Raw genomic sequence first — 14,918 nt, 5'->3', positions numbered from 1 at the left:
GGTGCGCTGCGTGGCGCTTCGAGTTTTCCCGCTGCGCACGGCGCACCCTGGGGCGGCGAAGGCGGTTGTCAGCGTGGATACAAGGGCGGCAGCTGGCTCGGTTCGCCCGCTACCTGTTCGCCGGCCTGGGGGGCGGGCAGGGCGCGGATGGCTTTCCACAGCTCCTCGCCCTGCCAGTGCTGGCCGGCCTCGCTGTAGAGCGCCCCGTTGAGCCCGTCCATGGCGTCGGACAGCGGCACGAAGCGCGCCGCCATGTCCGCCAGGGTCTCCGGCTGCTGCCGGGCCCAGTTGTCCAGCGCCTGGCGGGTGGCGTGGGGGTCGTTGGACTGACAGGCGCGGCGCAGGTCGTCCAGCAGCGTGCGCGGACTCGGACCGGTGGCTGCGGTGGGGAGGATCGCCGGCTGGCGGCGTGCGCGCCACCAGAGGCCGAAACCCAGCAGCGTGGTGCCCGCCAGCAGCGCGCAGGCCAGCTGCCAGGGCCAGAGCAGGCCCCGGTGGCCGGCGCGTTCGACCGTTTCCTGCACCGGCGCGGCGGCGGCGGGCTCCAGTTCGGGATTGATGGCGACCTCCAGGGTGCGGGCGGCAATCACGCTGCGCTCCAGGCGATCGTCACGGGTGTTCCACCAGGTCAGGGTGACGGCGGGCAGCTCCAGCCGGCCGCTGGTGGTGGGCACCAGGGCTTCGCGCTCCTCGCGGCTGGCGATGAGGCCGCGTTCACCGACCCTGTTGCTCAGCTGGGGCTGGTCGGGATAGCGCCGCAGCCCGGTGGCCTCGGTGGCTGGCAGGGGCGGGATCTGCGCGCTGGAAAGCCCCTCCACCTGCAGCTGCAGGCTGCGGGTCAGCGAGTCGCCGGCCCTGACGGCGTTGGGGTCCGGGCTCCAGGATTCGGTCAGGGTCAGGTTGCGGGCCGGCAGCCAGGGAGCGTCGGCCGGGTAGTCGGCAGGCTTGGGCTTCACCGTCAGGGGAATGCGTGGCGAGTTCACCCGGCTCAGCTTGCCGGGGCGCGGCCCGAAGGGCTGGTAGCCATCCTGGGTGCCGGCATCCACGAGGGTCGCGCTGAACACCTGGGGCGGAATCTGCAGCACGCCGCTCTTTTGCGGGAACACGGCGTAGCGCACCTCGATCACGCCGTGGCGAACGCCATTGATCTCCTTCTCGTAGGTGCGCGGCTCACCCAGTTGCTCCACCCGGGCGTCGTCCATCTGCAGCGGGCTGAGGCTGCTGTCGTCATAGAGGGAGACGGAGTGGTAGATGCGCAGGGTGAGGATCGCCTGGGCCTGGACGTAGACGCTGTCGGTATCGAGGCTGGCATCGATGAACACCGGCGCCAGCGCACCCTTGGCCGGCCCTTCGCGCTTCTCCGCCTTCGCCACGTGCAGGGTGATGGGGGCGCTGTGGACGTCGCCGAGTTTCAGGGCGGGGATGGTGACGAAGCCGGTCTGCTTCGGTTGCAGGGTGATGATCCAGCGCGTGGCGCGGTCGTTGCGGCCGTTGAAGGTGCCGAGCTGGTTGATCTGGCGGGTGCCGAGCACCTCGAACTGGCCGTCCAGGGGGGCGAGGTCCGGCTTGCCGAAGAGGGTCGGGTCGGAGGACTCCAGGGTCAGTTCGACGGTCTCGCCTTCGCTGAGGCGCGTGCGGTCCACGCTGGCGGTGAATCCGGCGGCCTGCAGGGTACAGGCCAGCAGGCTGAGAAGGAGGGTGCAGAGCAGGCGCGTCATCACGGGTCTTCCTGGCGCTGTTGCTGTTCGTACCAGAATTTTCGGCGCAGCAATTCGGCGGGATCATCCGGAATCTGCCGCAGCCACTGTTCCAGGGCCTGGCGACGTTCGTCCCCCTGGGGTTCGGTGCGGGCGGACTGGAGCGGCTCGCTGGGCGAGGCCTCCTCCGTGCCGCCCGGGTCGTTGCCGCCGCTGTCGCCCTGGCCGCTCTCGGTCAGGCCCTGCTGCGGGCTGGCGTCATTCGATTCGCGGTCTTCGGCCTGTGGTCCGCCGTCCTGGCGTTGCTCGCCTTGCCCGGCCTGTTGTTGTCGGGCGTCCTGCGTTTCCCGGGCGCTGTTCGCGGCTGCGGCCTCGGCTTCCCGCTGGCGCAGCAAGGCTTCCAGCAGGGCCTTGTTCTTCTGCGCCGCGACCAGGTCAGGCTGGCGCTCCAGGGCCGAATCATAGGCGTCGATCGCAGCCTCCAGCTCGCCGGAGCGGGCCAGGGCGTTGCCCCGGTTGTAATGATCCGCCGCGCCATCGCCCTGGGCGAAGCGCGCGGCGGCCTCGGCGTAGTCGCCGGCCTGGTAGAGGGCCAGCCCCTGCCAGCGCGGGTCGCTGAATCGGGTCGCCGCCTCGGCCGGCCGCTGGGCGTCCAGGAGACGCTGGCCCTGTTGGTCCGGGCGCAACCAGAGGTCGGCGAAGTCGAAGGCGTGGCTGGGGTTGGGCAGGGCCAGGAGCAGCGGCAGGCAGAACAGCCAGCCGCGACGGCCGGCGCAGGCGGCGAGCAGTAAAAGGGGCAGCAGCAGCCAGTGGCCCTGGTCGGCCCAGGCGGCCAGGCGCGCGACCTCGCCGCTGTCCCGCAGGCTGCTGGCCCCTTCCAGCAAGCCGAGTCGGCGCAGGTCGCTGTCGTCCAGCTGGCCGCTGCTGTAGCGGCCGTCCAGGTCGGCGGCGAAGCGGCGCAGCTGCGGGCTGTCCAGCTTGGGCAGGAGGATGGCGCCCTGGTCGTCCTTGAGGAAGCCACCGTCTTCCTGGGCGATGGGGGCGCCGGCGGCGGTGCCGATGCCGAGGATGGCCAGGCGCTCGCCCCGGGAGCCCAGCGCCTGGCGAATCCCCGCCTGCTCCTGCTGGTCCAGGCCGCTGGTGATCAGCAGCAGGCGACCGCGCCCGAGGGCGCCCTGGTCCAGCAGGCGCATGGCCTGTCCCACGGCCAGGTCGGCGCGCCTGCCAGGCAGGGGCATGATCGAGGGTTTGAGGGAGTCGATCAGGTTGAGGCTGGTCATCAGGTCGTCGGACAGGGGAACCAGGCTGTGGGCGCTGCCGGCATAGACGATGATGGCGGTCTGGGCATCGCGCCGCGCATCCAGCAGGTCACGCAGCTTGCGCTTGGCCTGCTCCAGGCGGCTTGGCGCGATATCGGTGGCGAGCATGGCCGGCGTCAGTTCCAGCATCACCACCAGGGGATCCGCGCGCTTCTGGGTGCTCTGTTCCACCTGCTGCCAACTGGGGCCGAGCAGGGCCAGCAGGCAGAGCAGCCAGGCCAGGCCCAGCGCGAGCCAGGGCAGGCGGGTGCCGCGCTGGCGCCCGCCCGCCAGGAGCCAGGGCTGGAAGGCACGGGGCAGCAGCTGTTCCCAGCGGCCGCTGCGCCGCTCACGGTGCCAGAGTTGCCACAGCAGCCAGCCCAGCGGAGGCAGCAGGAGGAGCCAGGCGGGGCGCAGCCAGTGGGGCCAGAGCTCCATCATGTGCGCCTCCGGAGCCAGCCCGGGCGGTGCTGCCAAGGGTGGGGCCAGAGCACGCGAACGACCAGGCCGACGCTCAGCAGCAGGGCCGCGGCCAGCGGCCAGCTGTAGAGGGCGAGGGCGGGTCGCGCCTGGCTGGCGCGCTGGGTCACCGGCTCCAGGTCATCGAGGTTTTCCTCGATCTCCATCAGTTCCTGGCTGTTGCGTGCGCGGAAGTAGCGGCCACCGGTCTGCTCGGCGATGGCGGTGAGGGTGGGCTCGTCCAGGTCCATGCTCGGGTTGAGGCCGAGGATGCCCAGTACGTCGCTTTGCTCCGGGTCGGCGCCGATGCCGATGGTGTAGATCTTCACCTGCTCTTCGGCGGCCAGGCGGGCGGCGGTGAGCGGGTCGATCTCGCCGCCGGTGTTGGCGCCGTCGGTGACCAGCACCAGTACGCGGCTCTCGGCCGGGCGCTGGCGCAGGCGTTTCACGGCGAGGCCGATGGCGTCGCCGATGGCGGTGTTCTTGCCGGCGATGCCGATGCGCGCCTCGTCGAGCCAGGTGTGCACGGTGTCGCGGTCGAAGGTCAGCGGTGACTGCACGTAGGCCTGGCTGCCGAAGAGGATCAGGCCGATGCGATCGCCACGGCGTCCCTCGATGAACTCGCCCATGAGGTGCTTGACCAGGGTGAGGCGGCTGACGTCCTCGTCTTCCCAGCGCATGTCGGCGTAGTCCATGGAACCGGACACATCCACCGCCAGCAGCAGGTCGCGGCCGCTGGTGGCCAGTGGCTGGGGCTCGCCCACCCACTCCGGGCGCGCCGCGGCGCCGAGCAGCAGCAGCCAGAGCGCGACGAAGGGGGCCTGCTGGCGCCAGGCCGGCAGGTTGGCGCGGGCGCGGCGGCCCACCAGGCCTTCGAGGTCGGCGAGGAAGCTCACCTTGAGGGCGGCCTCGCCGCTGTCCGCCGGGGGCAGCAGTTGCCGCAGCACCCAGGGCAGGGGAGCCAGGAGGAAGATCCAGGGCCAGGTGAACTCAAACATGCTTGCGGATCCAGGTCTCGACGGACTGGTTGAGGCCCTGGATCGCCTTGTCGTCCAGTTTGCACTGGGGGCGATAGGCGCCTTCCACCAGGATCATCCAGCGGGTCAGGCCGGCGGCCGGGCAGCGGTTGTCCAGGTAGGCCAGCCAGGCCCGGCCGCTCAGGGTATGGCTCTGGTCGCCGGGGTAGTGGATGCGGCAGAGGCGCTTGAGCAGGCCATTCAGTTCCTGCAGCCAGGGGCCCGCCGGGGCACCGTCGTAGGGCTTGGGCAGGCGCGCCAGCTCTTCCAGGGCGGCCTGGCGAGAGGGATCGAGCGTGGGCTCCTGTTCCTCGGGGCGCTCCGGGGTTCTTCGTTTCCAGGCGTACCACAGCGCGCCGGCCAGCAGGGCCAGCAGCGGTGGCAGGGCCCACCAGCCCGGGGCGGGCGGCCACCAGGGAATGGGTGGCGGCGCGATCAGGGGCTCGAGGCCCTCCAGCGGATTCATCGCGCCCTCCGGTGCTGCAGGTAATCCTGCAGCTGGTCGATCATGCCTTCCTGGGTGGTCAGGGGCAGCAGCAGCACGCCCAGGCGCTGGGCCAGGCGTTCCCAGCGCGCCGTGCGGGCTTCCGCCTGTTCGCGGTAGGCCTGGCGGAGGTCGCTGGCATGGGTGTCCAGTTCCAGCTGGGCGCCCTGTTCGGCGAAACGCAGCAGGCCGGCGGCGGGCAGGGCGTGGTCGAGGGGATCGGACACCGGCAGGAGGATCATGTCGGTGTGGCGGGCCAGCAGGGAGAGTTGCTTCTCGGCGGTATCGGACAGGGTGCGTTCATCGCAGAGGATCACCACGAGGCTGCCGGGGCGCAGCACTTCGCGGGCCCTGCGCAAGGCCAGGCTGAAACTGTCGCGCGGGCTGCTGGCGGGGCTGCCGAGGCTCTGGTTGGCGCGGGCCAGGCGATTGAGCAGTTGCAGCAGGCTCTGCTTGCTGCGGCGCGGCTTGATCTCGTGGTGCTCCTGGTCGTTGAACACCAGCCCGCCGACCCGGTCGTTGTGGGCGAGGGCGGCCCAGCCGATCAGGCTGGCCGCCTGGGCGGCGAGCACGGACTTGAACACCAGGCCGGTGCCGAAGAACAGCCGCTGGGTCTGTTCCACCATGATGAACACGGGGCGCTCGCGCTCTTCGTGGAACAGCTTGGTGTGGGGCTCCTGGGTGCGGGCGGTGACGCGCCAGTCGATGGTGCGCACGTCGTCGCCGGCCTGGTAGATACGCACCTGGTCGAAGTCGACGCCGCGTCCGCGCAGCTTGGAGTGGTGCAGGCCGATCAGCGGGCTGCGCCGCGCCGGGCTGGAGAAGATCTGCACTTCGCGCACCCGGTGGCGCATGTCGATCAGCTCGGCCAGGCCGACGTGGACGCCTTCGGCACTGGTGGCGGGCGGGGCGAAGGCGGGCGTCGCCGGGCGGCGCTTGCGGAGTCGGAAATTCCAGGCCGCCGTCTTCAGGCGCATCAGGCCACCGCTACCACATCCAGGATGCGCTGGATGACCCGGTCCTGGTCGATGCCGGCGGCTTCCGCCTCGAAGGAGAGGATCAGGCGATGGCGCAGGACGTCGAAGAGCACCGCCTGGATGTCCTCCGGACTGACGAAGTCGCGGCCGGCCATCCAGGCGTGGGCGCGGGCGCAGCGGTCCAGGGCGATGGACCCGCGCGGGCTGGCGCCCCAGGCCAGCCACTCGGCCAGTTCGGTGTCGAACTTGGCCGGGGTGCGGGTGGCCATGATCAGGTGGACCAGGTACTCCTCCACGGCGTCGGCCATGTAGAGGCCGAGGATTTCCTTGCGCGCGGCGAAGATGGCCTGCTGGCTCACCTGGTGCTCGGCACGGGTCTCGCCGTGCAGGGCTTCGCCACGGGCCTGCTGGAGGATCTTGCGTTCCACCGAGGCGTCGGGGAATCCGATGCGCACGTGCATGAGGAAACGGTCCAGCTGGGCCTCGGGCAGCGGGTAGGTGCCTTCCTGCTCGATGGGGTTCTGGGTGGCCATGACCAGGAACAGCGGCGGCAGGTCGTAGGTGGAGCGGCCGATGGACACCTGGCGCTCGGCCATGGCCTCCAGCAGCGCCGACTGCACCTTGGCCGGCGCGCGGTTGATCTCGTCCGCCAGGACCAGGTTGTGGAAGATCGGGCCCTGCTGGAAGACGAAGCTGCCGTTCTCCGGGCGGTAGATCTCGGTGCCGGTGATGTCCGCCGGCAGCAGGTCGGGGGTGAACTGGATGCGATGGAACTCGGCTTCCACACCGTCCGCGAGGTCCTTGATGGCCTTGGTCTTGGCCAGGCCGGGCGCCCCTTCCACCAGCAGGTGGCCGTCGGCGAGCAGGGCCACCAGCAGGCGATCGATCAGTTTTTCCTGGCCGAGGATCTGGGTGGAGAGGTAGGTCTTCAGGGCGACTAGCGCTTCACGGTGTTCCATCGATGGACTCGTTCGAGGAGAGGACGTGGACAGCAGGCGCCGGGAATTATGAGGCATCGGGTGAAAGCACGCACGGGGAGACGGCCTAGAGAACCGGGCGTTGGGAAATGGTTCCGCATTTGCCGGGATATTTGTTCGGCAGGGTCTCCTGTAGGCCTTCTTCTCGATGGATGTAGGTAAAGTCCGAAGCGAATGGGCGCTGCATGAACGAATATGTCGCAGCGCCGTAAGTCGCCCCTCGTGCTCCCTCGTTAAGCTTTCGCGGCAATGGTGACCGCCGGGTCGCAGTTGTCTCCCGGCGTTCTCCCGGGGGAGGGTCCCACTGCCCGTTCGACCTGTGGCCCTGCCTCCGCCTGTAGGCGTTCTACGCTTATTCCCACCGAAACGAGCCTAGCGGAGCACAACCATGGCGTTCTTCACGGCGGCCAGCAAAGCCGACTTCCAGCACCAACTGCAAGCGGCCCTGGCGCAGCACGTCAGCGAACAGGCATTGCCACAAGTTGCCCTGTTCGCCGAGCAATTCTTCGGCATCATCGCCCTCGAGGAGCTGACCCAGCGTCGCCTGTCCGACCTGGCGGGCTGCACCCTGTCCTCCTGGCGGCTGCTGGAGCGCTTCGACGCCGCCAGCCCGGAGGTGCGGGTGTTCAACCCCGACTACGAGAAGCACGGCTGGCAGTCCACCCATACCGCGGTGGAAGTGCTGCACCCGGACATCCCCTTCCTGGTGGATTCGGTGCGCATGGAGCTGAACCGTCGCGGCTACAGCATCCATACCCTGCAGAACAACGTCATCAGTGTGCGCCGCAACGCCAAGGGCGACCTGCAGGAGATCCTGCCCAAGGGGACCCAGGGCAAGGGTGTGCAGCAGGAATCCCTGATTTTCATGGAGATCGACCGCTGCGCCAACAACGGTGCGATGAAGACCCTGGAGAAGGCGCTGCTGGAAGTGCTGGGCGAGGTCCGCGTGGCCGTGGCCGACTTCAAGCCGATGAAGGCCAAGGCCGAGGAGCTGCGTGCCTGGCTGGACAAGGCCAAGCTCAAGGTGGACAAGGACGAGCTGGCGGAGGTGAAGGTGTTCATGGAGTGGTTGCTGGACGACCACTTCACCTTCCTCGGCTATGAGGAGTTCACCGTGGCCGATGGCGCGGAAGGTGGCCACCTGGTCTATGACGAGCAGTCGCTCCTCGGGGTTTCCCGTCTCCGCCGCGCAGGCCTGAAGAAGGACGAGCTGCACATCGAGTCCGAGGCCGTCGCCTACCTGCGCGAGCCCATGCTGCTGTCCTTCGCCAAGGCCGCCGAGCCGAGCCGCGTGCATCGCCCGGCCTACCCGGACTTCGTTTCCATCCGCGAGCTGGATGCCAAGGGCAAGGTGATCCGCGAGTGCCGTTTCATGGGCCTCTACACCTCGGCCGTCTATGCCGAGAGCGTGGAGCACATCCCCTACATCCGTCGCAAGGTGGCGGAGATCCGGCGTCGCTCCGGCTTCGACGCCAAGGCGCACCTGGGCAAGGAGCTGTCCCAGGTCCTGGAGGTGCTGCCCCGCGACGACCTGTTCCAGACCCCGGTGGACGATCTCTTCAGCACCGCCATGTCCATCGTGCAGATGCAGGAACGCAACAAGATCCGCCTGTTCCTGCGTCGTGATCCCTATGGCCGCTTCGCCTACGCGCTGGCCTATGTGCCCCGTGACGTCTATTCCACCGAGACCCGGCTGAAGATCCAGCAGATCCTGATGGATCGCCTGCAGGCCAGCGATTGCGAGTTCTGGACCTTCTTCTCCGAGTCCGTGCTGGCCCGCGTGCAGTTCATCCTGCGCCTGAACCCCAGGAACAAGGTCAACGTCGACCTCGTCCTGCTGGAGAAGGAGGTCATCCAGGCCTGCCGTTCCTGGAAGGACGACTACGCCAGCCTGGTCAACGAGAGCTTCGGCGAAGGGCAGGGCACCCGCATCCTGGCCGACTTCCCGAAAGGCTTCCCGGCCGGTTACCGCGAGCGTTTCGCCCCGCACTCGGCGGTGGTGGACATGCAGCACCTGCACAGCCTGTCCGATGAGCGCCCGCTGGTGATGAGCTTCTACCAGCCCCTGGCCCAGGGCGAGCAGCAGCTGCACTGCAAGCTCTACCATGCCGATACGCCGCTGGCGCTGTCGGATGTGCTGCCGATCCTGGAGAACCTCGGCCTGCGCGTACTGGGCGAGTTTCCCTACCGCCTGGTGCGCCAGGACGGCCGCCAGTTCTGGATCCATGACTTCGCCTTCACCGCCGGCACCGGCGTGGAAGTGGACATCCAGGAGCTCAACGACGTGCTCCAGGACGCCTTCGTCCACATCGTCGGCGGCCATGCCGAGAACGATGCGTTCAACCGCCTCGTACTCACCGCGTCCATGCCCTGGCGCGATGTGGCGCTGTTGCGCGCCTACGCCCGCTACCTGAAACAGATCCGCCTGGGCTTCGACCTGTCCTATATCGCCAGCACCCTGCTGAACCACACCAACATCGCCAAGGAGCTGGTGCGGCTGTTCAAGACCCGCTTCTACCTGGCGCGCAAGCTCTCCGCAGAAGACCTGGACGACAAGCAACAGAAGCTGGAGCAGGCCATCCTCGGCGAGCTGGACAATGTCGCGGTGCTCAACGAAGACCGCATCCTGCGTCGCTACCTGGACCTGATCAAGGCGACGCTGCGCACCAACTTCTACCAGCCGGACGCCAGCGGCCAGAACAAGTCGTACTTCAGCTTCAAGCTGAGCCCACGCCTGATTCCCGACATCCCGCGCCCGGTGCCCAAGTTCGAGATCTTCGTCTACTGCCCGCGCGTGGAGGGCGTGCACCTGCGCTTCGGCGACGTGGCGCGGGGCGGCCTGCGCTGGTCGGACCGTGAAGAGGACTTCCGCACCGAGGTGCTGGGCCTGGTGAAGGCGCAGCAGGTGAAGAACGCGGTGATCGTGCCCATGGGCGCCAAGGGCGGCTTCATCCCGCGCCGCCTGCCGGTGGGCGGTACGCGCGATGACATCCAGGCCGAGGCCATCGCCTGCTACCGCATCTTCATCAGCGGCCTGCTGGACGTCACCGACAACCTGAAGGAAGGCCAGGTGGTGCCGCCGGCCAACGTGGTCCGTCATGACCACGACGACCCCTACCTGGTGGTGGCGGCCGACAAGGGCACCGCGACCTTCTCCGACATCGCCAACGGCATTGCCCAGGAATACGGCTTCTGGCTCGGCGACGCCTTCGCCTCCGGCGGCTCCGCCGGCTACGACCACAAGGGCATGGGCATCACCGCCAAGGGCGGCTGGGTGTCGGTGCAGCGTCACTTCCGCGAGCGCGGCATCGATGTGCAGAAGGATCACGTCACCGTGATCGGCATCGGTGACATGGCCGGCGACGTGTTCGGCAACGGCATGCTGCTGTCGGACAAGCTGCAGTTGGTGGCCGCCTTCAACCACATGCACATCTTCATCGATCCGAATCCGGACGCCGCCTCCAGCTTCAAGGAGCGCCAGCGCCTGTTCGACCTGCCCCGGTCCTCCTGGGCGGACTACGACGCCAAGCTGATCTCCGAGGGCGGCGGCATCTTCCTGCGCAGCGCCAAGAGCATCGCCATCAGCCCGCAGATGAAGGCCCGTTTCGAGATCGAGGCGGACAAGCTGACCCCCACCGAACTGCTCAACGCGTTGCTCAAGGCACCGGTGGACCTGATCTGGAACGGCGGCATCGGCACCTACGTCAAGGCCAGCAGCGAGAGCCATGCCGACGTGGGCGACAAGGCCAACGACGCCCTGCGCGTGGATGGCCGCGACCTGCGGGCCAAGGTGGTGGGCGAGGGCGGCAACCTCGGCATGACCCAGCTGGGTCGTGTGGAGTTCGGCCTGAACGGCGGGGCCAGCAACACCGACTTCATCGACAACGCCGGCGGCGTGGACTGCTCGGACCATGAGGTCAACATCAAGATCCTGCTCAACGAGATCGTCGGCAACGGCGACATGACCGGCAAGCAGCGCAACAAGCTGCTGGCGGAAATGACCGATGACGTGGGCAACCTGGTGCTGGGCAACAACTACAAGCAGACCCAGGCGCTGTCCCTGGCGGAGCGTCGCGCACGGGAGAAGATCGGCGAGTACAAGCGCCTGATCGCCGCCCTGGAAGCGGCCGGCAAGCTGGACCGTGGCCTGGAGTTCCTGCCCACCGACGAGGAACTCAACGAGCGTATCGCCAGTGGCCATGGCCTGACCCGTCCGGAGCTGTCGGTGCTGATTTCCTACAGCAAGATCGACCTCAAGGAATCGCTGCTCAAATCCCTGGTCCCGGACGACGATTACCTGGCCCAGGAGATGGAGACCGCCTTCCCGGCGCGGCTGGCGGAAACCTTCGGCGAGGCCATGCGCCGTCACCGCCTGAAGCGCGAGATCATCAGCACCCAGATCGCCAACGACCTGGTGAACCACATGGGCATCACCTTCGTGCAGCGCCTGAAGGAGTCCACCGGCATGAGCGCGGCCAATGTCGCCGGCGCCTACGTGGTGGTGCGCGACGTGTTCCGCCTGCCGCACTGGTGGCAGCAGATCGAGGCGCTCGACTACAAGGTCCCGGCGGAGCTGCAGCTGACCCTGATGGATGAGCTGATGCGTCTCGGTCGCCGCGCTACCCGCTGGTTCCTGCGCAGCCGTCGCGACGACCAGAACGCCGCCCGTGACGTGAACCACTTCGCGCCGCGCGTGGCCGCCCTGGCCGGTCGTCTGGACGAGTTGCTGGAGGGGCCGTCCCGCGAGCAGTGGCTGGCGCGCTACCAGTCCTACGTCGAGGCCGGCGCCCCCGAGGAACTGGCCCGCGTGGTCGCGGGCACCAGCCACCTCTACACCCTGTTGCCGATCATCGAGGCCTCGGACGTCACCGGCAAGGACACGGCCGAAGTGGCTGCCGCCTACTTCGCCGTGGGGGGCGCACTGGACCTGTCCTGGTACCTGCAGCAGATCACCAGCCTGCCGGTGGAGAACAACTGGCAGGCCCTGGCCCGGGAAGCCTTCCGCGACGACCTGGACTGGCAGCAGCGCGCCATCACCATCTCGGTGTTGCAGATGAACGAGGGGCCGGCGGATATCGAGGAGCGAGTCGCCCTCTGGCTGGAACAGCAGCGCCCGCTGGTGGAGCGCTGGAAGGCGATGCTGGCGGAGCTGCGTGCCGCGACCGGTACCGACTACGCCATGTACGCCGTGGCCAACCGCGAACTGATGGACCTGGCCCAGAGCGGCCAGCATGGCGTGTGCATCCCCTGATGCCCGCCTGCGTCCGACACTAGCTTGTGCTCTCAGCCCCGCCTTGTGCGGGGCTCTTTTTTAGTGTCGGGGAAACCGTGCCGTTGGGCGCCGCTTTCGAGACGGCGGGCGGGGGTCAGCCCAGGGCCTGCAGGTACTTCACCACGTCCGGTGCTCCCGCCAGCCGAAGCCCTTCGCCCAGGGCCGTGGCGTCGGCGTGCTTCTTTGGCAGCAGGATGAACTCCGGGGCGCCGGGGTGGCGCAGCAGGGTCAGTCGGGAGTAGGGGATGCGGCTGTCCAGCAGGAGCCCCATGAAGGCCGGGTCGCTCCAGGCCTGGACGGGCAGGGCGAGCGCGTGGAAGCGCTCGTGGAGTCTGTCCAGGCCATCGCTGTCGAGGTGGTAGTCCGTCAGTTCGGCGGGCAGGGTGGCTTCCAGTTCCCGCAAGCGGGCGTAGGCGATGGAGGCGGCGAAGGCCTCCGGGTGCTGGTCGCCGTTCCAGAACACGCGCTTGTGGCGCCAGCTCGCACGGGAAAGGCTGATGGCCGCGCCAGCGAGGAAGCGCGGTAGTGGCAGGCTGATGGCCTTGATGAAGTCCTTGTAGCTGATGATCCGTACCTGCCGGCTGGGAAGCCCGGCCAGGTACTCCTCGAAGTTCGGGAAAGGGGTGGGGGCGAGGTCGTTGCCACAGAGGCCGTCCACCTGGCGCAGGTCGAAACGCTCGAGCGAATGCTCGTGGCGCCGGACCACCCCCACGAGCACTTCATGGGCTTCGGCCTTGTCTTCCTGCACGGGACCGGAGAGTGCGCCACGCGGCAGTTCCACCAGACGCTCCAGGGGTGGGCCCGCCTGCCACCAGATGCTGTCCTGGGGGCAGGGCAGCGGCTGGAAAGGCAAGTGCAACTGGCTGGCACGCTCGAGTATCCGGCGTGGCGACTTGCCAATGCCGAAGCGCTGGGCGATGGCTGCCAGGCGGGCGCTCAAGGGGGGGGACTGCAGCTGGGTCATGGCCTGAATACTCCCGGGTCACGGACGGCAGTGTGGCAGAGGCCCGTCCGCCTCGCACCCCGCGCGGCACAGATTTCCTCCCGGAGGGGGCGGAGTGGGCATGGGCGGTATGGCAGAATTCGAGCTTTCATTGTCGAGGTGATGGTCATGCCCAGCCTGGTGCTGGATGTTTCCCTGACGTCCGAGGAGTTCCTGGCCGTCTACCAGGGGCGGGCCAATCGCGTGCTGCTGCGCAGCCGCGACGGTCGCAGGGTGAGCCTGCCGGCCCATCATCTGCGTCCCTACCTCGGCCATGGTGGCATTCGTGGCACCTTCGAGCTCGAATTCTCCAGCGAAGGGGCACTGCTCAGCCTGCGTCGCCTCGCCTGAGCGGGGCCGCGCGGCTATAATCGCCGGCCCATCCCGCCGATCGATGCCCGACCGACCATGTACAAACTGGCCCGCGAGCTGCTTTTCTCCCTGTCCCCGGAAACGTCCCACGAACTCTCCATCGACCTGATCGGAGCGGGTGGCCGCCTCGGCCTGAACCGAATCCTGACCAAGTCCCCGGCCAGTCTGCCGGTGAAGGTGATGGGCCTGGAGTTCCCCAACCCGGTCGGCCTGGCCGCCGGCCTGGACAAGAACGGCGATGCCATCGATGGCTTCGCCCAGCTGGGATTCGGCTTCATCGAGATCGGCACCGTCACCCCGCGTCCGCAGCCGGGCAATCCCAAGCCGCGCCTGTTCCGCCTGCCGGAAGCCGAGGCCATCATCAATCGCATGGGCTTCAACAATCGCGGCGTCGACCACCTGCTGGAGCGGGTCCGCGCGGCGAAGTATGACGGCGTGCTGGGTATCAATATCGGCAAGAACTTCGATACGCCGGTGGAGCGGGCGGTGGATGACTACCTGATCTGCCTGGAGAAGGTCTACGCCCACGCCAGCTACATCACCGTGAACGTCAGTTCGCCCAACACCCCCGGCCTGCGCAGCCTGCAGTTCGGCGACTCGCTCAAGCAGCTGCTCGAAGCCCTGCGCCAGCGCCAGCAGGCCCTGGCCGCCGAGCAGGGTCGCTATGTGCCCCTGGCCATCAAGATCGCCCCGGACATGAGCGACGAGGAGACCGTGATGGTGGCCCGGGCACTGCTGGAGTCCGGCATGGATGCGGTGATCGCCACCAACACCACCCTGGGGCGCGAAGGCGTCGAGGGCCTGCCCCATGGCGACGAGGCGGGCGGCCTGTCCGGTGCCCCCGTTCGGGACAAGAGCACCCACACCGTCAAGGTGCTGGCTGGCGAGCTCGGCGGTCGGTTGCCGATCATCGCGGTGGGGGGGGTGACCGAGGGGCGCCATGCGGCGGAGAAGATCGAGGCGGGTGCGAGCCTGGTGCAGGTCTATTCCGGCTTCATCTACAGGGGCCCGGCGCTGATTCGCGAAGCGGTGGATGCCATCGCCGCATTGCCGAAGTACTGAGCCCCAATAAAAAGGGCTCCCTTCAAGGGAGCCCCTGGGCTTGCGCCCGCCGCCCGGATGGGGCGTGCATGGTGAAGTCGGTGTGATCCGTGGTCAGCCGACGGCGTGGAGTTCGTTCAGGCGGTGAATACCGGCGGCGCCGGTAAGGCCATCCCAGTTGTCGCCACGGCCCTCGCGCCAACCGTTGATCCAGGCTTGCCGTGTGGTGGGATGGGTGAAAGGACACATGTCGCGGGATTTGCCGTTGATGCCGTGCTGATAGCCGCGCAAGAATGCTCGTTCCATCGGATCACGCTTAAGTCTTCTCATAGGGTGTAGCCCT

General features: G+C 68.2%; 11 protein-coding genes. 3 read left to right on the top strand and 8 right to left on the bottom strand.

Annotation, left to right across the window (positions count from 1 at the left end; genetic code table 11):
* Window positions 1-68: 68 nt before the first annotated feature.
* The 6 genes from KF707C_RS17760 to KF707C_RS17735 all read right to left on the bottom strand — a co-directional run bounded on the left by KF707C_RS17760 (window position 69) and on the right by KF707C_RS17735 (window position 6,890).
* Window positions 69-1,718 carry a BatD family protein gene (locus KF707C_RS17760; protein ID WP_003456393.1) on the bottom strand — a complete coding sequence of 550 codons (1,650 nt, stop codon included), beginning with the start codon at window positions 1,716-1,718 and terminating at the stop codon, window positions 69-71.
* Window positions 1,718-3,436 carry a VWA domain-containing protein gene (locus KF707C_RS17755; RefSeq protein ID WP_003456392.1) on the bottom strand — a complete coding sequence of 573 codons (1,719 nt, stop codon included), beginning with the start codon at window positions 3,434-3,436 and terminating at the stop codon, window positions 1,718-1,720. Before KF707C_RS17755 ends, KF707C_RS17760 begins: the two co-directional genes overlap by 1 nt.
* Entirely contained in the window at window positions 3,433-4,452 is a 1,020-nt protein-coding gene (locus KF707C_RS17750) for a vWA domain-containing protein (protein ID WP_003456390.1), read from the bottom strand. The genes KF707C_RS17755 and KF707C_RS17750 overlap by 4 nt, the downstream gene beginning before the upstream one ends.
* Window positions 4,445-4,936 (bottom strand): DUF4381 domain-containing protein, encoded by a 492-nt coding sequence (locus KF707C_RS17745; protein ID WP_003456387.1) that lies wholly within the window; start codon window positions 4,934-4,936, stop codon window positions 4,445-4,447. The genes KF707C_RS17750 and KF707C_RS17745 overlap by 8 nt, the downstream gene beginning before the upstream one ends.
* Window positions 4,933-5,808 (bottom strand): DUF58 domain-containing protein, encoded by an 876-nt coding sequence (locus KF707C_RS17740; RefSeq protein ID WP_051050788.1) that lies wholly within the window; start codon window positions 5,806-5,808, stop codon window positions 4,933-4,935. The genes KF707C_RS17745 and KF707C_RS17740 overlap by 4 nt, the downstream gene beginning before the upstream one ends.
* Window positions 5,809-5,930: 122 nt before the next feature.
* On the bottom strand, window positions 5,931-6,890 hold the full coding sequence (locus KF707C_RS17735; protein WP_003456382.1) for an AAA family ATPase: 960 nt from the start codon (window positions 6,888-6,890) through the stop codon (window positions 5,931-5,933).
* Window positions 6,891-7,296: 406 nt separating this feature from the next.
* Between KF707C_RS17735 and KF707C_RS17730 the strand changes: the two genes are divergently transcribed.
* Window positions 7,297-12,159, top strand: a complete 4,863-nt coding sequence (locus tag KF707C_RS17730; protein WP_003456379.1) for an NAD-glutamate dehydrogenase — start codon at window positions 7,297-7,299, stop codon at window positions 12,157-12,159.
* 115 nt (window positions 12,160-12,274) lie between these two features.
* Here the strand turns inward: KF707C_RS17730 and KF707C_RS17725 are convergent, their stop codons facing one another.
* Window positions 12,275-13,144: a DUF6685 family protein gene (locus tag KF707C_RS17725; protein WP_003456378.1), complete on the bottom strand. Its 870-nt coding sequence runs from the start codon at window positions 13,142-13,144 to the stop codon at window positions 12,275-12,277.
* 147 nt (window positions 13,145-13,291) lie between these two features.
* Here KF707C_RS17725 and KF707C_RS17720 point away from each other — a divergent pair, with 147 nt between their 5' ends.
* Together KF707C_RS17720 and KF707C_RS17715 are read left to right on the top strand one after the other, a co-directional pair.
* Complete coding sequence (locus KF707C_RS17720; RefSeq protein WP_003456377.1) at window positions 13,292-13,513, top strand: DUF2835 domain-containing protein; 222 nt, start codon at window positions 13,292-13,294, stop codon at window positions 13,511-13,513.
* A 57-nt stretch (window positions 13,514-13,570) separates the two neighbouring features.
* Window positions 13,571-14,596, top strand: coding sequence for a quinone-dependent dihydroorotate dehydrogenase (locus KF707C_RS17715; protein ID WP_003456376.1), 1,026 nt, complete (start codon window positions 13,571-13,573; stop codon window positions 14,594-14,596).
* Between the two features lie 93 nt (window positions 14,597-14,689).
* On the opposite strand, the gene rmf is transcribed toward KF707C_RS17715, so the two are convergent.
* On the bottom strand, window positions 14,690-14,905 hold the full coding sequence (gene rmf / locus KF707C_RS17710) for a ribosome modulation factor (protein ID WP_036993992.1): 216 nt from the start codon (window positions 14,903-14,905) through the stop codon (window positions 14,690-14,692).
* Window positions 14,906-14,918: the final 13 nt, after the last annotated feature.

The sequence above is a fragment of the Pseudomonas furukawaii genome, from assembly GCF_002355475.1.
Classification (GTDB): Bacteria; Pseudomonadota; Gammaproteobacteria; order Pseudomonadales; family Pseudomonadaceae; genus Metapseudomonas; species Metapseudomonas furukawaii.
Note: the sequence above shows the minus strand (reverse complement) of the source record. Positions and strands in the feature narration are given on the sequence as shown.